Origin of the sequence: Rhodococcus sp. BP-316, from assembly GCF_019836105.1 — a bacterium.
Taxonomy (GTDB): domain Bacteria; phylum Actinomycetota; class Actinomycetes; order Mycobacteriales; family Mycobacteriaceae; genus Rhodococcoides.
This window is the reverse complement of sequence record NZ_JABUEE010000002.1, coordinates 220,417-243,374: the sequence shown is the minus strand read 5'-3', so window position 1 is coordinate 243,374 and position 22,958 is coordinate 220,417. Positions and strand designations below refer to the sequence as shown.

20 protein-coding genes are annotated in these 22,958 nt (G+C 68.6%); 8 read left to right on the top strand and 12 right to left on the bottom strand.

The features are described 5' to 3' along the window. Nucleotides 1-36: 36 nt before the first annotated feature. Both HQ312_RS04505 and HQ312_RS04500 read right to left on the bottom strand, forming a co-directional pair. Entirely contained in the window at nt 37-1,755 is a 1,719-nt protein-coding gene (locus HQ312_RS04505; protein ID WP_222637936.1) for a metallophosphoesterase, read from the bottom strand. Nucleotides 1,756-1,875: 120 nt separating this feature from the next. Continuing rightward, complete coding sequence (locus HQ312_RS04500; protein WP_222637935.1) at nt 1,876-2,655, bottom strand: 1-acyl-sn-glycerol-3-phosphate acyltransferase; 780 nt, start codon at nt 2,653-2,655, stop codon at nt 1,876-1,878. 141 nt (nt 2,656-2,796) lie between these two features. Here HQ312_RS04500 and HQ312_RS04495 point away from each other — a divergent pair, with 141 nt between their 5' ends. Beyond that, entirely contained in the window at nt 2,797-4,194 is a 1,398-nt protein-coding gene (locus tag HQ312_RS04495; protein WP_027506135.1) for an NAD(P)/FAD-dependent oxidoreductase, read from the top strand. Nucleotides 4,195-4,209: 15 nt separating this feature from the next. After that, nucleotides 4,210-5,031: a UbiA family prenyltransferase gene (locus HQ312_RS04490; protein ID WP_037186078.1), complete on the top strand. Its 822-nt coding sequence runs from the start codon at nt 4,210-4,212 to the stop codon at nt 5,029-5,031. On the opposite strand, the gene HQ312_RS04485 is transcribed toward HQ312_RS04490, so the two are convergent. Further along, nucleotides 5,014-5,340, bottom strand: a complete 327-nt coding sequence (locus tag HQ312_RS04485; RefSeq protein ID WP_222637934.1) for a hypothetical protein — start codon at nt 5,338-5,340, stop codon at nt 5,014-5,016. The two genes, HQ312_RS04490 and HQ312_RS04485, sit on opposite strands and share 18 nt — an antisense overlap. Nucleotides 5,341-5,429: 89 nt before the next feature. Between HQ312_RS04485 and HQ312_RS04480 the strand changes: the two genes are divergently transcribed. Both HQ312_RS04480 and HQ312_RS04475 read left to right on the top strand, forming a co-directional pair. Beyond that, on the top strand, nt 5,430-6,140 hold the full coding sequence (locus HQ312_RS04480; protein WP_027506133.1) for a dienelactone hydrolase family protein: 711 nt from the start codon (nt 5,430-5,432) through the stop codon (nt 6,138-6,140). 45 nt (nt 6,141-6,185) lie between these two features. Further along, entirely contained in the window at nt 6,186-7,115 is a 930-nt protein-coding gene (locus HQ312_RS04475; RefSeq protein ID WP_222637933.1) for a pirin family protein, read from the top strand. Here HQ312_RS04475 and HQ312_RS04470 read toward each other — a convergent pair. Both HQ312_RS04470 and HQ312_RS04465 read right to left on the bottom strand, forming a co-directional pair. Then, nucleotides 7,106-7,873 (bottom strand): putative protein N(5)-glutamine methyltransferase, encoded by a 768-nt coding sequence (locus HQ312_RS04470; RefSeq protein ID WP_222632243.1) that lies wholly within the window; start codon nt 7,871-7,873, stop codon nt 7,106-7,108. The genes HQ312_RS04475 and HQ312_RS04470 overlap by 10 nt on opposite strands. Next, on the bottom strand, nt 7,870-9,258 hold the full coding sequence (locus HQ312_RS04465; RefSeq protein ID WP_222637932.1) for a phosphotransferase: 1,389 nt from the start codon (nt 9,256-9,258) through the stop codon (nt 7,870-7,872). Before HQ312_RS04465 ends, HQ312_RS04470 begins: the two co-directional genes overlap by 4 nt. Nucleotides 9,259-9,364: 106 nt before the next feature. Here HQ312_RS04465 and HQ312_RS04460 point away from each other — a divergent pair, with 106 nt between their 5' ends. Next, the gene (locus HQ312_RS04460; protein ID WP_222637931.1) at nt 9,365-11,338 is read left to right on the top strand and encodes a M13 family metallopeptidase; all 1,974 of its coding nucleotides are present in this window, start codon (nt 9,365-9,367) and stop codon (nt 11,336-11,338) included. 1 nt (nt 11,339) lies between these two features. Here the strand turns inward: HQ312_RS04460 and HQ312_RS04455 are convergent, their stop codons facing one another. From HQ312_RS04455 to HQ312_RS04435, 5 genes are all read right to left on the bottom strand, one after another. Next, nucleotides 11,340-12,422: an ABC transporter ATP-binding protein gene (locus HQ312_RS04455; RefSeq protein WP_056441124.1), complete on the bottom strand. Its 1,083-nt coding sequence runs from the start codon at nt 12,420-12,422 to the stop codon at nt 11,340-11,342. Between the two features lie 18 nt (nt 12,423-12,440). Continuing rightward, on the bottom strand, nt 12,441-13,763 hold the full coding sequence (locus HQ312_RS04450) for an ABC transporter substrate-binding protein (RefSeq protein WP_027506126.1): 1,323 nt from the start codon (nt 13,761-13,763) through the stop codon (nt 12,441-12,443). A gap of 25 nt (nt 13,764-13,788) precedes the next feature. After that, a complete protein-coding gene (locus tag HQ312_RS04445; RefSeq protein WP_222637930.1) occupies nt 13,789-14,682 on the bottom strand; it encodes a carbohydrate ABC transporter permease in 894 nt (297 codons plus the stop codon). After that, nucleotides 14,679-15,638, bottom strand: coding sequence for a carbohydrate ABC transporter permease (locus tag HQ312_RS04440; RefSeq protein WP_051613419.1), 960 nt, complete (start codon nt 15,636-15,638; stop codon nt 14,679-14,681). The genes HQ312_RS04445 and HQ312_RS04440 overlap by 4 nt, the downstream gene beginning before the upstream one ends. Before the next feature lie 77 nt (nt 15,639-15,715). Further along, on the bottom strand, nt 15,716-16,648 hold the full coding sequence (locus HQ312_RS04435) for a L,D-transpeptidase (protein ID WP_027506123.1): 933 nt from the start codon (nt 16,646-16,648) through the stop codon (nt 15,716-15,718). 219 nt (nt 16,649-16,867) lie between these two features. On the opposite strand from HQ312_RS04435, the gene HQ312_RS04430 reads away from it, so the two are divergent. After that, nucleotides 16,868-18,169, top strand: coding sequence for an EAL domain-containing protein (locus tag HQ312_RS04430; protein WP_235578864.1), 1,302 nt, complete (start codon nt 16,868-16,870; stop codon nt 18,167-18,169). An 11-nt stretch (nt 18,170-18,180) separates the two neighbouring features. Here the strand turns inward: HQ312_RS04430 and HQ312_RS04425 are convergent, their stop codons facing one another. Beyond that, complete coding sequence (locus tag HQ312_RS04425) at nt 18,181-19,191, bottom strand: putative zinc-binding metallopeptidase (protein ID WP_027506122.1); 1,011 nt, start codon at nt 19,189-19,191, stop codon at nt 18,181-18,183. A gap of 152 nt (nt 19,192-19,343) precedes the next feature. Between HQ312_RS04425 and HQ312_RS04420 the strand changes: the two genes are divergently transcribed. Together HQ312_RS04420 and nhaA are read left to right on the top strand one after the other, a co-directional pair. After that, a complete protein-coding gene (locus tag HQ312_RS04420) occupies nt 19,344-19,904 on the top strand; it encodes a Dps family protein (protein WP_056441116.1) in 561 nt (186 codons plus the stop codon). A gap of 115 nt (nt 19,905-20,019) precedes the next feature. After that, on the top strand, nt 20,020-21,864 hold the full coding sequence (nhaA, locus tag HQ312_RS04415; protein WP_261782070.1) for a Na+/H+ antiporter NhaA: 1,845 nt from the start codon (nt 20,020-20,022) through the stop codon (nt 21,862-21,864). Nucleotides 21,865-21,870: 6 nt separating this feature from the next. On the opposite strand, the gene HQ312_RS04410 is transcribed toward nhaA, so the two are convergent. Continuing rightward, the gene (locus HQ312_RS04410; RefSeq protein ID WP_027506119.1) at nt 21,871-22,956 is read right to left on the bottom strand and encodes a DNA polymerase domain-containing protein; all 1,086 of its coding nucleotides are present in this window, start codon (nt 22,954-22,956) and stop codon (nt 21,871-21,873) included. Nucleotides 22,957-22,958: the final 2 nt, after the last annotated feature.

Sequence of the window (22,958 nt, the reverse complement as noted above, 5' to 3'; positions counted from 1 at the left end):
CCGGCAGTTAGCTGCCGACGGTCACATGGCCGGCAGCTAGCTGCCGAACGCGAGCGGCAGCTCGCGACGGAAGGTGACCTCGTCGAACTCCCGCCCGTACTCGTCGACCGCGGAGATGCGCATCCGACTCGGTGTGATGCCGGGGATCCCGGGCGTCACGTCCGCGCGGACGAACGAGTAGTTGCGGAATCGCACCCGTGACCAGGTGAGCGACTCGGGCACCTTCGAGCCGTCCGCGGCGACGACGTAGCTGTTCGGCACCGACGTGTCGGCCACCTCGTTGCCGCGGTAGCTCTCGGGTTCGCCGTCCTGGAACCCGTAACGCGGGCGCCCGCCGCCGCCCACCGTGTAGTAGACGGTGCCGTCCGAGACGGAGGTGACCTCCGACCGGTCACCGGCGACGCGGGTCGGCGAGCCGCCGCGGATCGGATCGGACCGCTCGAACACGTGGTTGTGCGCCTGCAGCACCACATCGACGTGGTACCGGTCGAAGAGCCCCGCCCACGCACTGCGGACGCCGCCGTCGCTCGCGTGGTCCTTCGTCGTCGAGTACGCGCAGTGGTGGAAGAAGCAGACGATGAAGTCGACGGCCGGATCGGCCCGGTAGCGCGCCAGGGTCGACTCCACCCATCCCGTCTGACGTCCGCCGCTGTAGCCCGTGTTCGCGCGGATCTCGTTCGAGACGTCGTTGGCGTCGAGCGAGAGCACGGCGACGTTGCCGTGGACGAACGAGTAGACCGACGGGCACCCGGCGGGGCCGTTGTCCGGCTGGTCCAATCGAGCTGCGTGGCCGCCGTACCCGTTCGGCCCGTACAGCGCCTCCATGTCGTGATTTCCGGTCGCGAAGAGCCAGGGCGTCGACGCCGCGCTCGGCTCGATCGCCGCGAGGTAGCCGTCCCAGACGTACGGGTTGAACTTGTCGAAGGCCTTGTCGACGGTGCCGCCACTGGGTACGAAGCGAGGAGTGCGGCCCTGTCCCGACGGGTCCGCGTACGCGATGTCGCCCGCGAGGATGTGGAAGTCGGGCCGCGAGTCGGCGATCTGGCGCACGATGTTCGCCGCGTGCTTGGCCGACGGCTCGTTGTCGGGCTTGTAGTACAGATCGTCGTAGTCACCGGGCTTCAGGCCGGGAGGCTGCGTCGGCGTCTCGTCGACGCCTTGATCTCCCATCATCGTGAACCGGAACGGTGCGAGCCGGCCCGCCGGCAGAGCCGGTGCGGCACTGCGGACATCGCTGACGTAGCCGTCGGCGGTGCGCCACCGGTAGTAGTGCGGAAGACGCGGAGTGAGCCCGTCCACCGGAACGTGCACGTAGAACTGCTCGGCCGCCAGGATGCCGCCGTCGGACCGCGGTACCTGGCTCACCAGGTTGCGCACCTCGGCCGACGTCGTGGCGCCCAGTGCCGGGGTCGGACCGTGGTCGAGAAACACCCCGGTGAGTCCGGGATTGCGGGAGAGCTGCGCCGAGAACCGGAGCTGCGTCGCGGCGTCGGAGCCGAAGGAGAGATGCCGTCCTCCGACGGTCAGCGGCGCGTCCTGCGCGTAGGCGACGCGATTCCAACCGGGGTTTCCCACCCCGGCCGCCGCGGCGACGGCGGCCGCACCCACGAGGAAGTTGCGACGGGACACCCGATGGCGACGGAGATTGCTCAGGTGCCAGTCGTGCTGCTCGGCGATGGAAGCGTTCGCCGCGATGTGGGCGGGGACTCCTGTGTCGACGATCTCCCCGGCCGGATTCAGTGCGTTCTCCACCATGGAGACGACGCTGCTCCCGTCACCTCGACGTCAGACGCACGGCAGGCGAGCAGGAGCCGAACCGAACGTGAACAACGATGCAGCACATGACATTTCGGTCCGACCGGACAAAACCACCAGTCAGTACTGGCGGACCGACAACTCCACGGCCACCTGAAGGTACTCGGCGACGGTGCGCGCGATGGAGACCGGCTTGTCGGGGAGCACGATGTCCGGCACGTCGATGTGCACGCTCGCCGAGCGGTACCTGCCAGGCGGCGGTCCGTAGTGCAGCCCCATCACCACGAGCCTCGGTTCGACGCCGCGAGTCCGTGCGCGCGCGACGATGTGCCCGATCCCGCTCCCGACGTGCTGGAGCACCGTCGGATCACCGTCGTTGCACGTGCCCTCCGGGAAGATCGCGAGATCGTCACCACGAGATAGCCTTTCGGCACACACGTTCATCATGAGATTGCCGGCTCGGGACACGGCGCGCAGACCGTGGTCGCGGCTGCGGAACACCGGGATGCCGCCCATCATCTCGATGCGACGTCGTTGCGACGTCCGCTCGGCGATGCGGCGGGTCCGCGGGCGGTTCGGTTCGGTCTCGACGAACAGCTCGTCCTTGGCCAGGACGCGGGTGCGGCCGATGACGGGCCGCAGCGCGCTGGACCACGCGGCGGCGGCGACCGTGTACGGGTCGGTCTCGCTGACGTGGTTCACGGCCAGGATGAACCGCGTGTCGTCGTAGATGAGGGCGCGGAGGCGTTCGCGAGCACCGTCGCCGTACCGGACGCGGGGTCGGAACCGTCCGGCGAGAGCCCCGTAGGCGAGCCGCGTGACGCGTCGATTCTGCTGATGCTCCCGGTAGTACTCGTACACGGCGTCGGCGTTCTCGAGGGCGACCACGGGGCGATCCATGCTCGAATCGTAGGCGTTCGCCCTGTTCCACCTATTTGTTCTGACAAATCGAGCGCGCCGTGTATGGTCTGGGTCACAGACGGAAACCCCGTCGGAGGCGGACCCGCAGGTCGGCCACGTGAAGTGAGAGGAACGGGCACCGTGACCACCACCACAGCCCCGCACCGCGTCGTCGTCGTCGGCTCCGGATTCGGCGGCCTGTTCGCGACCAAGGCCCTGCGCCGCAGCGACGTCGACGTGACGATCGTGGCGCGCACCGCGCACCACCTCTTCCAGCCGTTGCTCTACCAGGTGGCCACCGGGATCCTCTCCGAGGGCGAGATCGCGCCCTCCACCCGTCTCATCCTCAAGAACCAGGCGAATGCCGCCGTCGTGCTCGGCGACGTCACGGAGGTGGACCTCGAGGCGCGCACCGTCGTCTCGGTCAGCCGTGGCCGCGTCACCGTCACTCCGTACGACAGCCTCGTCGTCGCCGCGGGCGCCGGCCAGTCCTACTTCGGCAACGACCACTTCGCCGAGTTCGCCCCCGGCATGAAGACGCTCGACGACGCCCTCGAGCTGCGCGGGCGCATCATGAACGCGTTCGACGCCGCCGAACTCACCACCGACCCCGTCGAGCGCGCACGGCTGCTCACGTTCGTCGTCGTCGGCGCCGGCCCCACGGGTGTCGAGATGGCGGGACAGATCGCCGAGCTCTCGCGCCGCACCCTCGCCGGAACGTTCCGCACGATCGACAGCCGCGACGCCCGCGTGATTCTGCTCGACGCGGCCCCGAAGGTGTTGCCGCCCTTCGCCGACTCGCTGGGCGAGAATGCTCGACGACGTCTCGAGAAGGTCGGCGTCGAGGTCGAGCTGGGCGCCGCGGTCACCGACGTCGACGCCGACGGATTATCTGTCCGCGACAGCGACGGCACCGAGCGCCGCATCGAGTCCTCCTGCAAGGTCTGGTCGGCCGGTGTCTCCGCGAGCCCGCTCGCGGCACAGCTCGCGGCGAAGTCCGGGGCCGAGGTGGACCGCGCGGGCCGCGTGCTCGTCGAGGCCGATCTGACACTGCCGGGCCACCCCGAGGTCTTCGTGGTCGGCGACATGATGGCGCGCGACAAGCTCCCCGGCGTCGCCCAGGTGGCGATCCAGGGCGGCCGCTACGCCGCGCGGTGCATCACTGCCGACGTCCGCGCCGCTGCCACCGACACACCGCGCCCCGAGCGCACCCCGTTCCGCTACCGGGACAAGGGCAGCATGGCGACCGTGACGCGATTCTCGGCCGTGGCGCAGGTGGGACCCGTCAAGATCACCGGCTTCCTGGCATGGCTGATGTGGCTCGCGGTGCACCTCGTCTACATCGTCGGATTCAAGAGCCGACTCACCACCGTCTTCAACTGGACGTGGACGTTCCTCGGCCGAGCGCGCACCCAGCTGACCGTCACGCAGCAGCAGATGCACGCGCGCACGGCACTCGGCAGGCTCGTCGTGCTCGAGGACGCCCGCCGGGAGCGGGACGCGGGAGCCCCGGCACGCGAGGACGCTCGCGCCAGCTGAGTACTGTTCCGGTACATGGGCAGTCGACTCTCCGCTCTCCTCGTCGCCTCCCACCCCGGCCCCGCCGCCGCGGTCACGACGTTCGTGGCACTGCTGTCGGTCAGCATCGGCCCACCCTCGGCGGGGCTCCTCGTCGTCGTGGTCGTGGCGGTGCTGAGCGGGCAACTGATCGTCGGTTGGACCAACGATCTGATCGACGCCCCGCGGGACACCGCGGTCGGCCGCACGGACAAACCGCTCGCCGTCGGCCGCCTCGACCCCGCCACCGTGCGGGTGAGCGTCGCGGTCGCGGCGGTGGTCTGCGTGGTGTTCTCGATGCTGTGCGGCGTCGTCCCGGGTGCGGTGCACCTCGTGCTGGGAGTCGGGTCGGCCCTCGCCTACAACGTGGGTCTGAAATCCACCGTCGTGTCGTGGCTGCCGTACACCGTCGCGTTCGGATCGGCGCCCGTGGTCGTCTCGCTCACCGTGGCCGACGCGATGCCGCCGTGGTGGATGATCACGGTAGGGGCGCTGCTCGGCTTCGGCGCCCACCTGGTCAACGTGCTGCCCGACATCGCCGACGACACGGCGACGGGAGTCCGCGGGCTGGCACACCGACTCCCTGCTCGCGTGGTCGCTCCACTCGCCGCGGGGGTGCTCGTCACCGCATCGATCGTGGGGGTCGTGGGGAGCGGGGCTCTCGGGCGCACCGGGGTGTCGACCGCAGCGGGCGGAGCCGCTCTGGCCGTCGTGGTCGTCGCCGCATGGATCGCGTCGACGAGCAGCGGACGGACGCCGTTCCGCGCGGCCATCGTCATCGCCGGCGTGACCGTGCTGGTGCTACTGCTTCCGCGCTGACGTCTCGGCGGTCGAGGTCGGGTCGCCGGCGGCCTCGAGGTCGTCGGTGTCGCGGAACACCAGGCACCCGTTGTCCAGGGCCACCGCCCACCGGTGTGCCACGGCCCAGTCCCGACCCACGGACGACGAGTCCACGAAGTCGGCGAAGTCCTCGACGATCGATCCCGTCTCGAGAGGCCACGTCGTCGGATCCGAGTCGCGGTCGATCGAGTGCCGGGTGCGTACCCGCGCACCGACCTCGAACGTCGGCGGCGGCCCGGTCGGCTCCTGCGGCGTCGCTGCTCCGGGGTTGTTCAGGGTCGATGTCATGGCAGCCTCCTGCTGGTTCCTCGGCGCGGTTTCCCCTTTTCACACAGTTCACACATGGAACACCGAGATTCTCGTGATCTGATGGTGGGATGGCCATCACTTTCACCACACGCGTCCCGGAAGGTCCGATACGAGGCGGTGTCGTCGTCGTCCAGGAGGCGTTCGGCGTGACCGACCACATCGCGGAGGTCTGCGGCCGCTTCGCCTCGGCAGGATGGATCGCCGTGGCCCCGCATCTCTTCCACCGGGCCGGTGATCCGGTGGTGTCGTACGACGACATGAGCACCGCGATGGACCTCATCGGCGCACTGAAGGCCGAGGAGATCGACCAGGACGTCGATGCCGCGTTCGACGAGTTGGCTGGGTACGGCTACGGACCGAGCGGGTGCGCGATCGTCGGGTTCTGCATGGGCGGCACCGTCGCCTTCGAGACGGCGGTGCGGCGTCCACTCGGTGCCGCGGCCACGTTCTACGGCGGCGGCATCCGCGAGGGTCGCTTCGGCTACCCGCCGCTGCTCGACGGCGCCACGGCACTGCGAACGCCGTGGCACGGGTTCTTCGGCGACCTCGACACCGGGATCCCGGTCGACGACGTCGATGCGCTGAACGCTGCCGTCACCGACGCGCAGGTGGACACTCGCATCGCCCGCTATCCCGACGCCGAGCACGGCTTCCACTGCAACGATCGACCCGCCGTCTACAACGAACGGGCTGCGTACGACGCGTGGTCGCGCACCCTCGACTGGTTCGATCTGCACGTGGATCCGGCCGGGGAACAAGGACGGGCCCCTCGCGGTTGAGCCGGGCAAGTAGTTGATTCGTCAACTTTATCCCAGGAGGCCGACATGCCCGCAGTGACCGTCGACAACGTTCTTGCGCTCCCCCGCATCTCCACGCCGCAGCCAGGCTCGGCGGACCGGCCGGTCCGCGCCGTCACCACCGCCCCCACCGGCTACGAGGGCGAGGGGTTCCCGGTCCGACGTGCCTTCGCGGGCGTCGACATGAAGTACCTCGACCCCTTCATCCACATGGACCAGATGGGCGAGGTGAACTACGCGCCGGGCGAGCCCAAGGGCACACCGTGGCACCCGCACCGCGGCTTCGAGACGGTCACCTACATGATCGACGGGATCATGGATCACCAGGACTCGCACGGCGGTGGCGGTTCCATCACCGGCGGCGACACCCAGTGGATGACCGCGGGCAGCGGCATCCTGCACATCGAGGCCCCGCCGGAGCACCTCGTCGTCTCGGGCGGGCTGTTCCACGGCGTGCAGCTGTGGGTCAACCTCCCGCGCAGCAACAAGATGGCGGCGCCGCGGTACCAGGACATCACCGGCCGCGAGGTCGCTCTGCTCTCGAGCCCGGACGGCGGCGCGCTGGTGCGCGTCATCGCCGGCGAGATGGACGGCCACGAGGGACCGGGATCGACCTACACGCCGATCACGCTGTCCCATGTCACCGTCGCCCCGGGTGCCTCGGTGACCCTGCCCTGGAACGCGCGCTACAACGCCATCGCCTACGTGCTGGGCGGATCCGGCACCGTCGGCACCGAGCGGCGGCCCGTACGCACAGGTCAGACCACGGTCTACGGCTCGGGCGACACCTTGACCTTCGCCGCCGCCGAGGGCACCGAGTCGATGGAGATGTTCGTTCTCGGAGGCGAGCCGATCCGCGAGCCCGTCGCGATGGCCGGGCCGTTCGTCATGAACACCAAGGCCGAGGTGCTCCAGGCGTTCGAGGACTTCCAGTCCGGGCGGTTCGGTCAGCCCTGATCGAGCGTCCCTCGCCCGATCACCATGGTGGCGTCCCGGTCCTCGTCGTGTACCACCGTCGGCTCCAGACCGGCGGCAGCGAAGATCTGTCGCACCGTGTCGGCCTGGGCCGCGGACGCCTCCACGATCAGTGATCCGCCGGGTGCCAGCCAGTCGCGCGCCTGTGCGGCCACGCGGCGCTGGACGTCCAGTCCGTCCGGTCCACCGTCGAGGGTGACGCGGGGTTCGTGATCCCGCGCCTCGGGCGGCATGGTCTCGATGGCCGACGAGGGAACGTACGGCGTGTTGGCGGTGACGACGGCGATCCCGTGGCGCAGGTGCGTCGGTATCGCGGCGAAGGTGTCGCTCTCGAAGACCGTGCAGCCCGGCAGATTTCGACGAGCGCACGCCACCGCCACCGGGTCGATGTCGGAGGCGTACACCGTGGACCCCGGCGCCGAGCGCACCACCGCGGCGGCCACGGCACCCGAGCCGCAGCACAGATCGAGCAGCACGCCGCCGCCGAGTCGACCGAGCGCCGCGTCCACCATGGCCTCGGTCCGTCGGCGCGGCACGAAGACGCCGGGCTCGACGAGCACGCGGCCCCCGTGGAACTGCGCCCACCCCACGATGTACTCGAGCGGCTCCCCGGCGACACGGCGCGCGATCCAGTCGGCCAGCGTGCTCTCGTCCGGAGCCTCGCCGATCAGCAGAGCTGCCTCGTCCTCGGCGAACACGCATCCGGCCGCCCTCAGCACGGCGACCGTCCGCGAGGTCACTCCGCGACGAGCCGCTCGATGGCGTGCAGGGGGATCGAGAGCCAGGTCGGGCGGTTGCGCGCCTCGTAGACGGCCTCGTACACGGCCTTGTCCAGCTCGTACGCTCGCAGCAGCGCCCACGAGATGCGCGGGTCGTGTCCCGCCACCTCGGTGTAGCCGTCGCAGAATGCGGACACGTTGCGCTCCACCCACTCCCGCGCCACGGGCTCGAGTCGCGCCCGTTCCTGCGAATCCTCGATCTCGACGACGTGGCTCATGGCGGCGTAGTCGAAAGAGCGGATCATCCCTGCCACGTCGCGCAGCGTGCTGTCCGGAGTGCGCCGCTCCTCGAACGTCTTCGACGGTTCGCCCTCGAAGTCGATGAGGACCCACCGCTCCGACGTGCGGAGCACCTGCCCCAGATGCAGGTCACCGTGGATGCGCTGGGTGTCGATGCCGCCCGTGCCCGCTGCCTGGTCGATCAGGGCCCGGATGCGCGGGAGGTACTGCTCCAGGTCGGCGATCACCGGCAGTGCCGTCTCCACGCGAGCGGAGATGTCGGCCGCCGTACCGGCCGCCGGCGCCAGGGACGTGCCCAGCACCGACGCGAGATCGGCGTGCACGGAGGCGACGGCGCGGCCCAGCTCGCGGGCCTCGCTCGTGAAGTCGGACGTCGTCACGTCACCGCTGGCCAGGACGTCCCGCACGCTGGCCTGCGCGGTGGTCCACCCCTCGGTGGATCCCGCCACGAAGTCCTGCGCCATGGCGAGGGTCGTCTCGGTGTGGTCGATGTCCGCTTCCATCCATCCGCGCAGCGGCGCGACGTTCTCGCACCCCGCCTGGCCCAACGCCCGGTGCAGCTCCACGTCGGGATTGATGCCGATCGTGACGCGCCGGAAGATCTTCAGCAGATGGTGGTCGCCCAGGATGACCGACGTGTTCGACTGTTCGGCGCCCAGCACCTTTCCGCGCAGGCCGGTCTGCAGGTCGCTGCCCGGCATCGCCAGGAAGCGCACCTCGCCGGTCCCGCCGGTGGCCAGGAGGTCGGAGTAGACCGAGATGGCATCGGGATCACGCAGGGCGTCGAACACCACCGCGCCGCCGTCCCGAGTGACGACCCACGGGTCGAGGTCCTCGTCCACCGAGGCTCGGACACCGAGGGGCACCTGGAAGATCTGGGGCTCGGCGCCCTCGAGGTCCACCCGCACGAGTACGTGCTCGACCACGAGCTCGGACGTGGTGGCCAGCGTCTCCCGCGTGAGCAGATGCACTCCGGTGACGGTGTGACCCTTGGCGGAGAACCACCGCTGCTCCGGCAGCCAGGCGGCGAGTGCGCCGAGGAGGGCGCCCTCGTCGAGGGGTGGCGGCGCGACGGGCTCGTCGATGCTGTGCTGTTCCGTGGACATGAGCCTCGGTTACCCCGAATTCTCTCGTCGACAACGTGACCCTGCGCGGACCAGCGTAATGCCCCGTCGACCCCGCGCATCTCGTCCGGCCTGTCAGGATGGAGGCATGACCTCGGACGCATCACTCGCACGGCCCTCGGGCCTGGACCTGAAGTTCGTCGACGCCGTCACCAGAGCGCAGGACGATCTCTTCGAGCACGTCAACGGCCGCTGGCTGGCCGAGTACGACATCCCGGCCGACCGCGCCGTCGACGGCGCGTTCCGGACACTGTACGACCGGGCCGAGGAGCACGTCCGCGACATCATCCAGGTCGCGGCGGACTCCAGTCCGGCGCCCGGCTCGGACGCCGCGAAGATCGGTGACCTCTACAGCAGCTTCCTGGACGCCGACGCCATCGAGGCGGCCGGCACCGCGCCGATCGCCGACGAGCTCGCGGCGGTGGCCGACGCCACCGACAGCGAGGCGCTCGCCCGCGTACTCGGCACTCTGCAGCGCACCGGTGTCGGCGGCGCGGTCGCGCACTACGTCGACACCGACTCGAAGAAATCGGACCGCTACCTCGTCCACTTCTCGCAGTCCGGCCTCGGCCTCCCCGACGAGTCGTACTACCGGGAGGACGAGCACGCACAGGTTCGCGAGCAGTACGCCGAGCACATCGGCGCCATGTTCGCCCTCGCGGGCGTGACCCGTTCCGCAGCGAGCGTCGTCGATCTCGAGACCGCCCTGGCGGCGGGCCACTGGGACGTGGTGAAGCGCCGCGACGCCGATCTCTCCTACAACCTGACGACGCTCGCGTCGCTGCGAGCGGACGCGCCCGGCTTCGAGTGGGGCGCCTGGATCGAGGGCCTCGGCGCCGACGCGGACCGTCACTTCGCCGAGATCGTCGTCCGCCAGCCCGAGTTCCTCACCACGTTCGCGGAGCTGTGGTCGACGCGCAGCCTCGACGACTGGAAGGCCTGGGCCACCTGGCGCATCCTCCACTCCCGCGCGCCGTACCTGACGTCCGCGATCGTCGACGAGAACTTCGCCTTCTACGGCCGCACGCTGACGGGAACCGAGACCAACCGCGAGCGCTGGAAGCGCGGCGTCTCCCTCGTACAGGATCTGATGGGCGAGGCGGTGGGAAAGCTGTACGTACAGAAGCACTTCCCGGCCGATTCGCGGACGCGCATGCAGGAACTGGTGGCCAACCTCGTCGAGGCGTACCGGCGCAACATCTCCGACCTCGAGTGGATGAGCCCGGAGACGCGGACGGCCGCGCTGGCGAAGCTCGACAAGTTCACCCCGAAGATCGGCTACCCGGACACCTGGCGGGACTACTCCTCGCTGCTGATCGATCCGGCGGACGTGGTGGGCAACTACCGCCGCGGCTACGAGGCCGAGTACCAGCGCGATCTGGACAAGCTCGGTGGTCCGGTGGACCGCGGCGAGTGGTTCATGACCCCGCAGACCGTCAACGCCTACTACAACCCGGGCATGAACGAGATCGTGTTCCCCGCCGCGATCCTGCAGCCCCCGTTCTTCGACCCGGACGCCGACGACGCCGCGAACTACGGCGGAATCGGTGCGGTCATCGGACACGAGATCGGCCACGGATTCGACGACCAGGGAGCCAAGTACGACGGTGACGGCAACCTCGTCGACTGGTGGACCGACAGTGATCGCAGCGAGTTCGGCAAGCGCACCACCGCGCTGATCGAGCAGTACGACTCGTTCGAGCCGAAAGCCCTTCCCGGACACCACGTCAACGGGAAGTTCACGATCGGCGAGAACATCGGCGACCTCGGTGGTCTGTCGATCGCCGTCGAGGCGTACAAGATCTCACTGAACGGCTCCGCGGCCCCGGAGATCGACGGCCTGACAGGGCTCCAACGTGTCTTCTTCGGTTGGGCGCAGGTGTGGCGCACCAAGGCGCGGGACGCGGAGGCGCTGCGCCGCCTGTCCATCGATCCCCACTCGCCGCCCGAGTTCCGGTGCAACGGCGTGGTCCGCAACCTCGACAGCTTCCACGAGGCCTTCGAGGTGACAGAGCAGGACGCGCTCTACCTCGATCCGCAGCAGCGCGTCCGCATCTGGTGATCTAGCGCAGGCGCAGGCCGGACTCGGGATCGAAGAAGTACACCTCACCCGCGTCCGGCCGGACGCGCAGGCGCTCGCCCGCACCGACCACGACACGACGATCCACCCGCACCACCACGCGGCCACCGCGGGCCGTCCAGCCGGCGTCCGCCGGTCCGACCGAGTAGGCGAACGACTCCGCCCCCAGTTCCTCGACCAGCTCGGTGGTCAGCTCGACCGCCTCGGTGTCGGACTCGCCCACCAGTTCCCACGACTCGGGGCGGACCCCGACGACGATCCTCCCCTTGTGTGCGGCGGGCACCGGGATGCGCGCGCCACCCAGGACGGCGTGGCCGTCCACCACGTCCGTCTCGAGCAGATTCATCGCGGGCGAGCCGATGAACGACGCGACGAAGTCGTTGACCGGATTCGCGTACAGCTCACGGGGACTCGCGACCTGCTGCAGGAGTCCGCTCTTCAGGACCGCGACCCGGTCCCCCATCGTCATGGCCTCGACCTGATCGTGCGTCACGTACACCGTCGTCGTGCCGAGCCGGCGCTGCAACGACGCGATCTGCGACCTCGTGCTCACCCGGAGCTTCGCGTCCAGGTTGGAGAGCGGCTCGTCCATGCAGAACACCTCGGGGCGACGCACGATCGCGCGCCCCATCGCCACGCGCTGACGTTGGCCGCCGGACAGCTTGCCCGGACGCCGGCCGAGGAGGGGCTCGAGCTCGAGCATCCGAGCCGCCTCCTCGACGCGGACGGCCGTGTCCGCCTTCGACATTCCCGCGTTGCGCAGCGCGAATCCCATGTTCTCCGCCACCGTCATGTTCGGATACAGCGCGTAGTTCTGGAACACCATCGCGACGTCACGTTCCTTGGGTGCGAACCCGCTGACGTCCTTGCCGCCGATCTCGATGCGCCCGCTCTCGATCGCCTCGAGCCCGGCGAGCATGCGCAGGCTCGTCGACTTGCCGCATCCCGACGGTCCGACGAGCACGAGGAACTCGCCGTCCGCGATGTCCAGACTGAGCGCGTCCACCGAGGGAGTCGGTGCTCCCGCGTAGCGGTGGGTCGTCTCCACGAAATGTACCGAGGCCATGACAGAGGTGGTCCGCTTCTACTTGGGCAGCTTGGGAGTGATCTGGCGATCGATGATCTGCTGCAACTGATCCTGCACACCCGAGAACGTCGACGCGACGTCGGCGTTCTGCAGGGCGATCTGCTCGAGACCCGCACCGATGATCTGATCGCCGCCGGGCACGAACACGCGGGCGTAGTCCTGCGACCGGGTCCGCGCGAGCTGGTCCACCGCGGTCCGCGAGCGGGGGTTCTGCTCGAGGAACGCGACCTCGGAGGCGTCGGTGGCGGACGACTTGCGCACCGGCATGTAGCCGACGTTCTGCGAGAAGTACGCCGTGTTCTCGGTGTTGGTCACGAACTCGATGAACTTGAGCGCGTTGATCTTCCGCTCGTCCGGGATGTTCGCCGGGATGGCCAGTCCGGCGCCACCCGTCGGGCACCCGGGAGTGCCCGCCTCGGCGGGGAGGAACGCCGTGCCGAAGTCGAACTTCGCGTTCTTCGTGATGCCCGACAGGTCGCCGGTCGACGCGATGGTCGAGCCGAGCAGGCCCGCGGAGAAGTCGTTGGCGATGTCGTTGGACACGGCCGCGTACTTCTTCGTGTGGATCATGTCCTTGAGGAAGTTGCCGGCCTCGATGGTGCGCTCGTCGGTGAACTTCAGATCGAACTCGTCGGAGTAGCTGCCGCCGAACGTCCAGATCGGGCCCTCGAAGGTCCACCCCAGGTAGTCCTCCGCGTTGCCCCAGCCGTGCGCGAGCTTGCCGGATCCGATGGCGCGCTGGATCTCCGGGCCCCACTGGTCGAACTCCTGCCACGTGGCCGGCCCGCGATCTGGGAGTCCGGCAGCAGTCCACACCTCGCGGTTGTAGTAGAACAGCGGGGTCGAGCGGGCGTAGGGCAGCGCCCACGTCTTGTCGTTCCAGTTGTAATCGGCGACGAGCGAGTCGACGTAGTCGCTAGTGTTCACGCCCGCCTGCGAGAACAGGTCGTCCAGCGGCGAGATCGCGCCGAGCAACGCGAAGTTGAACCACCACACGTCCGAGAGCAGCACGACGTCCGGCAGCGACCCGCCCGACAGCGCCGCGTTGAACTTCTGCGCGATCTCCTCGTAGTTCTTGCCGCCGTCGACCATCTGCACCGTCAGGTCGGGATTGGCGGTCTGGAAGCGCGAGATGAGCTCGTTCTCGATGTCCTTCGAGCTGCCCGGGTGGGACGACCAGAACGTGATCGTACTGGCATCGCCACCACCGGATGACGACGAGCTGCTCGTCGAACTCGTTCCGGCACAGGCGGTGAGAGCGGCGCCCGCGGCGACGGCACCGGACAGTCCGAGGAATCCGCGGCGAGAGAATGGCTGCATCATGTGCTCCTTGTTCATAGGTTGGTCAGCCCTTGACGGCGCCGGAAGTGAGGCCCTTGATCATGTGACGCTGGAGAGCCAGGAAGACGATCAGAATGGGGAGCATCGTCAGGACGGTGCCGGCCATGACGGGCCCCCAGTTGGTGACGCCGTCGTTGTTCTGCAACTGGGTCAGGCCCACCGGCAGCGGCGCGACGGACGAGTCGTCCGACATCAGGAACGGCCAGAGGTACTCGTTCCACTCGTTCACCACGGTGATGGTGGCGAACGCGACCATGGTCGGGCCCGACAACGGCAGGACCACCCGGAACAGCAGGCGGACCGGGCCGGCGGCGTCCATGCGGGCGGCCTCGATGATCTCCTGCGGTATCGACAGGAAGTGGTTGCGCATGAGGAACGTTCCGAATGCCACGCCCGCCAGCGGCACGATGATGCCCTGGAAGGTGTTGCGCCACCCCAACTGCGCCACCAGCGCGTAGTTGGAGATCACCGTGATCTGGTTCGGCACCATCAGTGCCGCGATGATCACGAGGAAGACGATCGTCTTACCCGGAAAGCGCAGGAAGACGAGGCCGTAGGCGCTCAGCACGCCCAGCGCGAACTTCACGACGGCCAGGATGCTGGTGATGATCAGGGAGTTCTTCAGGAACGTCCAGAACGGAACGGTGGTCGTCGCCTCGTCGTAGTTCTCCGGGCGGAACACCGCGGGCCACCAGACCGACGGCTGCACGTAGATGTCACCGCGCTCCTTGAACGAGGTGACGACGATCCAGAAGAGCGGCAACCCGATGATGACGATGACCACGACCATCGCTGCGTAGCCGAAGAGTGCGGAGAGTCGACGACGGCGGGCGGCGTCCCGCGCCGGGCGGGCATCGTCGGCAGTGGCGGCGGCCGGCGCCCTGTCGATCACGCTCATCGCGCGTCACCTCGATCCATGACTCGCACCTGCAGGACGGTGATGATCAGCAGCACCAGGAACATGATCGTGGCGACGGTCGCGCCGTAGCCCGCCCGGAAGTTCCTGAATGACTCCTCGTACACCTGATAGACCATCGTGGTGGTGCCGGTACCCAGCGGACCGCCCCGCGTCATCACGTTGATGATGTCGAAGACCTGCAACGAGTTGAGCATGACCGTGATGGACAGGAAGAACGTGGTGGGACGCAGCTGAGGAAGCGTCACCTTGCGGAACGTCGTCCACCGACTCGCGCCGTCGATCTGCGCGGCTTCGGTCAGATCCTGCCGAAGACCCTGCAGCGCTGCGAGATAGATGACGAAGGCGTAGCCCAGGTTCTTCCACAGGTACGTCACGGTGATCATGAACAGCGCCCACCCGGGGCTCTGGTAGAAGTCCGGCACTCCCTCGAAGCCGAACCGCCGCATGACGTCCTGGATCAGGCCGAAGTTCGGATCGAACACGAACTGGAACGCCACACCGATGGCCGCGCCGGAGATGACGAACGGAGCGAAGACGGCCGAGCGGACGATGTTGCGGCCGCGCAACTTGCGATCGAGGAGCATCGCCAGGACGAGTCCGAGGAGCATGCTGCCCGCCACCGCCGCGATGGTGAAGATGACGGTGTTCGACACGATCTGCCACGTGTCGCTGCGCCCCCACCATTCGCGATAGTTCGAGAGACCGATGAAGGTCGACGTCGGCGACGAGATGTTCCAGTCGAAGAACGAGAGCCTGATGTTGTCCAGCAGCGGCCGGTAGGTGAACACGCCCAGCAGGACCAGGTTCGGCCCGACCAACACCAGGAACAGCGCGTAGTCGCGCCACGGTCGACGGAGGAAAGATCGTTGTGCGGGTGGCAGTTCCGGCAAGGTGCGCTGGACCACCGGCCGCGATCGCGGCGGGCTTGCTCTCACCGGTGGGACATTAGCGTAGGTAAAGCGAACGAATGGTGAACATGGACCGATCAGTATCGGTCCGAGATGTGATCGTTTCAGAGTTGCCAGTCGCCGAGGCCGTCGCGGCCGTTCAGAATGCCGCCGTCGGTGTTCTGCACCACCACCGGATCACCCTTCTGGGCCGTCTCGAAGAACCATTTCGCGTCCTCGGTGCTGACGTTGAGGCAGCCGTGGCTGACGTTCTCGACACCCTGGCTGTCCACCGACCACGGCGCGGCGTGGACGAAGATGCCGCTGTTCGACATGCGGGTGGCGTACTCCACGTAGGTCCGGTAGCCCTCGGGCGCATCGACCGGCACGCCGTAGGTGGACGAGTCCATGTACATGTCGCGGAAACGCTCGCCGACGATGTAGGTGCCGTTGGGCGTCTCGTGGCCGACCTTGCCCATCGAGGTGGGCATGGTGCGCACCACCTCGCCGTTGCGCGTCACGGTGATGGTCTTGGTGTCGTCGTCGGCCGTCGTGACGATCGCGTCGCCGACGGTGAAGGTGGACGACGCATCTCCCGCGGTCACCGTCACGGTCGTGTTCGCCGGCCAGAAGACGTCGGGTCGCCAGCGGACCTGGCTGTCGGAGAACCAGAAGAAGCGGCCGGCGACGTCGCCGGCGGACGTGGTCACGTCGATCGCCCGCTCGGCGACCGCGCGGTCGTCGATCGGGGCGGCGAACCGGACGATGATCGGCTGCGCGACACCGACGACCTCGCCCGCGGACGGGTTCAGTGCGGGAGCGGAGAAGTTCGCGGGACCACGCGGCGCCTCGACGGGTGCGGGCGGGGCGACCGGCGGTGTCGGGACACCGGGCGCGGGGGCGGTGATGCCGGGGATCGGCGGGAGCGAGATGTCCGGGCCACCGGGCCACAGCGGCGCCGCGGACGCGGGCACGGCCACCCCGACGGTGACGGCGGCCGCGGCGAGGACGCCTGCAGCCGAACGAGCGAGGAAACGAACCGAACGTCGAGCACCCATGCTTGTGAACCATCCCTAGCGAAGTCGCTTTACCTGATCGCACCGCAATTAACACATACGGGTGGTCCCCATCGCCAATCGGGTAATGTGGTGAGACACCCGGGAGGGCGCTGACTGCGCCGTGTCGGGATGACGTAGGACTCCTGTCAAACCACGGCGGCGGTCGAGGGTCGAGCACGTTCCTCGCGAACGCGCCGACATGACGGAAGGGCACACGCCGTGGTGATCGACGACCGAACCAACACAGCCGGAAGCAGGCCGGCCCGTCCCGTGCTGTTCTCCGGCGACCGGGACGGGGGCGGACTCAGCGATCTGCTCGGTCCCGAGAGCCTCCGCACGTCGTTCCAGCGCATCATCGATCTGCAGACCGATGCCATCGTCGGGTACGAGGCGGTCGTTCTGGGTCCCGCCGACTCGTCGTTCGCCGACCCCGTGTCACTCGCGTCGGCCGCGAAGTCGATGGGCATGACACCCGACCTCGACGCCGCGCGGTGGAACGGAGCGCTGAGCGAGGCCGCGCGCGCCGAGCTTCCTCGTGAACTGCCCCTGTTCATCGCGGTCGACCCCGACTCCCTCACGGAACTGCCCGATCTGCGGGACCACGACATGGGCGGCGCGGTGCTGCAGTTCGACGAGACCGCGCTCATCCGACGACCGGCGCACCTGATGCAGGTGGTCGCCGAGGTCCGACGACTCGGCTGGGCCATCGCCGTCGACCACGTGGGAGTACGGCCCGAGTCCCTCGCTCTGCTCCCGCTGCTCGAGCCGGACGTGATCAAGCTGGACCGGACCCTTCTGGCCACGCGCCCCAATCGCTTCACGGCCCGCGTGGTCAACGCCGTCGCGGCCCAGGTGGAGCGCACCGGCGCCGTGGTCATGGCCGAGGGCATCGACACCCCACGAGCAGCGCTCACGGCGCAGGCCATGGGAGCGCGCGTCGGCGAGGGCTCCCTCTACGGATCGACCACCGACCTCTCCGTCGACAGTCCCGTGGGATCACCCCTCGAGTTCGAGATCGCACGCGATCGCGGCTTCACCCCGATGTCGACGCCGTACAACCTGGCTGCCGGCGGTCGCGACGTACGCCGCGCGAGCAAGCGTCTGCTCATCGAGATCAGCAAGAACCTCGAGGCGATGGCGACCGACAGCCAGCAGACCGCGCTGATGCTCGGAGCGTTCCAGCACGTCAAGCACTTCACGCCCATCACCGGACGACGGTGGGAGCTGATGGCCATGAACGCGACGCTCGTCGGCGCGCTCGCGGAGAACATCGGCACCGAGCCTGCCCCGAAGATCCGCGGCGCCAACCTCGCCGCGTCGGACGCGTTGCGCGAGGAATGGGACGTCGTCGTGCTGACGCCCCACTTCTCCGCGGTGCTCGCGGCCCGCGACCTCGGCGACACCGGACCCGACATGGAACGTCGGTACGACTACGTGCTGTCCCACGACACGACGCTGACCATCGAGTGCGCGCGGTCCCTCATCGCCCGGCTGCCTCCCGAACGAAGCGGTTCCTGGTAGAAGGCGCCTGCTCAGACCTCGTCGGGGACGATGACGGAGTGGACGAAGCGCATCTTCTCCAGCACCTTCGCCGGCAGGACGAAGGGGTAGAGGTCCTGGTGTCCCATGGACCTGTTCAGCTGGTTGAGTGCCCACGTCAGCGGTAGCCACCAGTCGATGATCCGGCTGAAACCGACGTCTCCGGCCAGTGGCGCCTCGAAGGTGGATCCGGCGGGCGCGAAGGCGTAGGCCGCAGCGGTGTCCAGGGTGTCCCGGATGTGCAGGTAGTGGGCGAACGTCTCCGCCCAGTCCTCGGCCGGATGCATCGTCGCGTAGGACGACACGTAGTTCTTCTTCCAGCCGTCCGGTGCACCCTCGCTGTAGTGCCGATCCAGTGCCGCCTGGTAGTCGTCGTCCGGGTTGCCGAAGAGTTCCTCGAACCGCGCGCGATGCTCACCGCTGCCGATCAGCACCATCTGATAGAAGTGACCGATCTCGTGCCGGAAGTGGCCGACGAGCGTGCGATAGGGCTCGTCCATCGACACCCGCAGCTGCTCGCGGTGCACGTCGTCGCTCTCGGCGAGGTCCAGCGTGATCAGACCGTTGGCATGACCGGTGATGACGTTGCGGTTGGCGCTCGAGAGCAGGTCGAAAGCGAGACCACCCTCGGGGTTCTCGTCCCGCCCGATGATCGGCAGGTGCAACTCGTCGAGCTCGAGCACCACCCGGCGCTTCGCCGTCTCCGCGGAGGCGAACTCGGCGATGGCCTCCTGGTCGGAGTCGGCGGGCCGCGTGCGGGTGAGGGCGCAGGACAGGCACAGCGTGTCCCCGTCCGTCGCGTCGACCAACCAGTTGCACTGCGCCAACTTGATGTTGGCGCAGCGTCGCCAGGTGGTGCCGTCCACGACCACGGACAGATCGTCGTCGAGCACCTGCATGCTGCGACTCGGCAGGTGGAATCCCAGCCTGCTGTCACAGCTCAGGCAGATGGAGTTCTCGAACGACAGCTGTTGACCGCACTTGCGGCAGAAGAAGACTCGCATGACTCGTGGAACACCCTTCTCGACAACGCTACGACGCTCAGCCTACGCAGATGCGGGGTCGCTCCGGACCACACCGAGACCATGCCCCCGAGCCGGTGTGACCTGCGACGCCGGGGGGTTTGAACGAGGGGCCGACGGTGAATCCACGGTGCATGACTGACACGACGCAGAAGACGGCCTCGTACACCGTTCCCGGCATGGACGTCGCCGACGGCGCCCATGTGGCGGAGGTCCTCCAGGACCGCCTCAACGCCCTGAACGACCTGCATCTGACGCTCAAGCACGTGCACTGGAACGTCGTCGGACCCAACTTCATCTCCGTCCACGAGATGCTGGATCCCCAGGTCGAGGCCGTGCGCGGCTTCGCCGACGACGTCGCGGAGCGCATCGCGACGCTGGGCTCGTCCGCACTCGGCACCCCCGGCACCATCGTCTCGCAGCGCAAGTGGGACGACTACAGCATCGGCCGCGCGCCGGCCATCGAGCACCTCGGCGCGCTCGACCTCGTCTACACCGGCGTGATCTCGGACTACCGCGCGGCAATCGAGGAGGTCGGCAAGGTCGACCCCGTCACCGAGGACCTGCTCATCGGACACAGCGGCCAGCTGGAGCTGTTCCACTGGTTCGTGCGTGCGCACCTCGAGAACGCGGGTGGCCAGCTCTCGACGGCCGGCGCAGGTTCCGAGAAGGAAGCGGCACGCGACGCGAGCTGACACTCCGTCTCCACCGCACGAGCTCACAGCGCCGCACCCCGCGAGGGGTGCGGCGCTGCTGTAGTTTCGTGCGGTGACGGAGTCGATCACCGCGCATCGGACGCGGTTCAGAGGCCTGGTCGACAAGATCGCCGACGCGCGTCGGGGAGACAGCAGCGAGACCGTCGCTGCCGCGTTCCTCCTCGTCGCCACCGTGGTGGCGCTGATCTGGGCGAACTCGCCGTGGGGTGAGACCTACCAGTCGTTCTGGCACACCCCGCTGTCGATCACGCTGGGTGATCAGGGCATCGAGCTCGACCTGCAGCATTGGGTCAACGACGGTCTGATGGCTCTGTTCTTCTTCGTCGTCGGGCTCGAGGTCAAGCGGGAGTTCGCCATGGGCGAGCTCCGCGACCGGTCCCGCGCCGCCGTTCCCATCGTGGCGGCGATCGCCGGGCTCGCACTGCCCGCGGCGTTGTTCCTTCTCCTCAATCCCACCGGGCCCGAGGCCGCGGCGTGGGGTGTGGTGATCTCGACCGACACCGCGTTCGTGGTCGGGCTCCTCGCGGTCGTCGGACCCGCCCGAGCCGTGCGTCTGCGCATCTTCCTGCTGACCCTCGCCGTCGCCGACGACGTCGGCGCACTCGCCATCATCGCGGTGTTCTACACCGACGAACTGCGGATCGGGCCCCTGCTCGTGTCCGTGGCGGGCCTCGCTCTGATCGCGTCGCTGCGCGGCCTGCGGGTGTGGCGCGGCGCGGGCTACGGACTCGTCTCGGTGGTCACCTGGGTCGCCATGTACGAGTCCGGCGTCCACCCCACTCTCGCGGGCGTCATGATCGCCCTGATCCTGCCCGTCTACCCGCCGCGGCGGCGTGAGGTGGAACATGCCGCCGCGCTGACCCGGGCGTTCCGGCAGTCCCCCAATCCGGAGTACGCCCGCGCCGCGCGGCTCGGACTCGAGCGCGCCGTCTCGGTGAACGAGCGGCTGATGCGGCTCTACCAGCCGTACACGGCCTTCATCATCGTGCCGATCTTCGCCCTCGCGAACGCGGGTGTGGTCCTGAGCTCGGAGACGCTGCGTGCCGCCGCCACGTCGTCGCTGACCTGGGGCATCGTCGTCGGCCTGGTGCTCGGCAAGTTCGTCGGCATCACGACGGCGAGCGCGGTGTTCGCGAAGCTCCGGCCGGGATCCATGACGCCGGGGCTCACCTTCCCGCAGATCGCCGGCGGCGCCGCGCTCTCCGGCGTGGGATTCACCATCTCGCTGTTCATCGTCGATCTCGCGCTGGACGACCCGGCTCTTGCAGATCAAGCCCGCGTCGGCGTGCTCAGTGCCTCCGTGATCGCCGCGCTGCTCGGCTGGCTGGTGTTCTCGCTCGGCAACCGATTCGCGCCGCCGCCCGCGGAACCGTCACTGGACCTCCTCCGCCGCGTGAGCCCGAAGCGGGACCACATCCGCGGACCGGTGGACGCGCCGCTCACCATCGTGGAGTACGGCGATTTCGAGTGCCCGTTCTGCAGCAAGGCGACCGGAAGCACGCGCGAGGTGCGGGAACACTTCGGAGATCAGGTGCGCTACATCTTCCGCCACTACCCGCTCGACGACTACCACCCGCATGCCCGGTACGCGTCCGAGGCGTCGGAAGCTGCTGCGGCACAGGGCAAGTTCTGGGAGATGCACGACACGCTGTTCCTGCACAGCGACGCCCTCGAGCGCGACGACATCGACCGCTACGCCGCGGACCTCGGGCTCGACATGGATCGCTTCGAGGACGACCTCCGGACCGGCGACTTCGTCACCCGCGTCGAGGACGACGAACTCGACGCGCTCACCAGCGAGCTACCGGGGACACCGACGTTCTATCTCGGCGTCGAGGGCCGGGTTCCGCAGCGCCACAGCGGCCCACACGACGCCGCGACCATCATCCGCGAGCTCGAGGCGATGCGCGCAGCCGCCCGCCGGCCTGTCGCCGACTGACGTCGCCTACTCCTGCGCCCGGTTGCCGTCCTCGTCCCAATGGGCGGCCACCTTCTTCGACGGCTGGACGCGGGGCGGCTCGCCGGGCATCTTGGGGTAGTCCGGGGGGAAGTTGAGTTCGCCGCCGGGCAGCGTCTCCCACAGATCGAGCAGCGGAGCCAACGAGTACGCCTCGTCGTCCATCGACGCCCAGGGATCGCCGTCCTGCAGGTAGTCGGGGACGGTGACCAGGGAGTACTCACGGGGGTCGCTGGTCTCGGCGAGGCGCTCCCAGGTCAGCGGCGTCGACACCGGGGCGCCGGGACGCGCCCGCAGACTCCACGCACTCGCGATGGTGCGGTCCCTGTTGTTCTGGTTGTAGTCGATGAAGAGGCGCGCACCGCGCTCCTCCTTCCACCAGGCCGTGGTCACGCCGTCGTCGCGGCGTTCGAGTTCACGGCCCAGGCCGATCGCGGCGTGACGCACGTCCTCGAACGTCCACTCCGGCCGGATCCGCACGTACACGTGGATGCCGCGGTTGCCACTGGTCTTCGGGTAGCCACGAAGACCCAGTTCCTCCAACAGTTCTCGCGTCACCAGAGCGACGCGGCGGGCGTCGGTGAACGAGGTTCCCGGCTGGGGGTCGATGTCGATGCGCAACTCGTCGGGACGGTCGACCTCGGGCCGACGGACCGGCCACGGGTGGAAGGTCAGGGTGCCCATCTGGGCGGCCCACACCAGCGACGCCGGCTCGGTGGGACACAGTTCCTCTGCGCGCCTCCGGCTCGGGAACGTGATCTCGACGGTCTCGACGAAATCGGGTGCACCTCTGGGCAATCGCTTCTGATAGAAGCCGTCGCCACCCTTGTCCTGCGGGCCGGTGGCCAGGCGCATCCCGTCGCGATACCCGTCGGGCCAGCGCTCCATCGCGGTGGGACGGTCCCCCAGGGCGCGCATCAACGGCTCGCCCACCGTCGAGAAGTACTCGCACACCTGCAGTTTGGTGATGTCCGGTGTGCGGTCCGTGGCCTCGTAGATGATGCGGTCCGGACTCGAGACCTTCACCTCACGCTCCCCGACCTGCAGCATCACGGGCGTCGACTTCGCGGCCACGG

Coding starts and splice junctions, on each gene's coding strand:
- HQ312_RS04420 (WP_056441116.1), top strand. CDS start 19,344: ATGACTGACACGACGCAGAAGACGGCCTCGTACACCGTTCCCGGCATG.
- HQ312_RS04455 (WP_056441124.1), bottom strand. CDS start 12,422: ATGGCCTCGGTACATTTCGTGGAGACGACCCACCGCTACGCGGGAGCA.
- HQ312_RS04500 (WP_222637935.1), bottom strand. CDS start 2,655: ATGGATCGCCCCGTGGTCGCCCTCGAGAACGCCGACGCCGTGTACGAG.
- HQ312_RS04505 (WP_222637936.1), bottom strand. CDS start 1,755: ATGGTGGAGAACGCACTGAATCCGGCCGGGGAGATCGTCGACACAGGA.
- HQ312_RS04445 (WP_222637930.1), bottom strand. CDS start 14,682: ATGAGCGTGATCGACAGGGCGCCGGCCGCCGCCACTGCCGACGATGCC.
- HQ312_RS04460 (WP_222637931.1), top strand. CDS start 9,365: ATGACCTCGGACGCATCACTCGCACGGCCCTCGGGCCTGGACCTGAAG.
- HQ312_RS04465 (WP_222637932.1), bottom strand. CDS start 9,258: ATGTCCACGGAACAGCACAGCATCGACGAGCCCGTCGCGCCGCCACCC.
- HQ312_RS04480 (WP_027506133.1), top strand. CDS start 5,430: ATGGCCATCACTTTCACCACACGCGTCCCGGAAGGTCCGATACGAGGC.
- HQ312_RS04490 (WP_037186078.1), top strand. CDS start 4,210: ATGGGCAGTCGACTCTCCGCTCTCCTCGTCGCCTCCCACCCCGGCCCC.
- HQ312_RS04475 (WP_222637933.1), top strand. CDS start 6,186: ATGCCCGCAGTGACCGTCGACAACGTTCTTGCGCTCCCCCGCATCTCC.
- HQ312_RS04450 (WP_027506126.1), bottom strand. CDS start 13,763: ATGCAGCCATTCTCTCGCCGCGGATTCCTCGGACTGTCCGGTGCCGTC.
- HQ312_RS04485 (WP_222637934.1), bottom strand. CDS start 5,340: ATGACATCGACCCTGAACAACCCCGGAGCAGCGACGCCGCAGGAGCCG.
- HQ312_RS04425 (WP_027506122.1), bottom strand. CDS start 19,191: ATGCGAGTCTTCTTCTGCCGCAAGTGCGGTCAACAGCTGTCGTTCGAG.
- HQ312_RS04435 (WP_027506123.1), bottom strand. CDS start 16,648: ATGGGTGCTCGACGTTCGGTTCGTTTCCTCGCTCGTTCGGCTGCAGGC.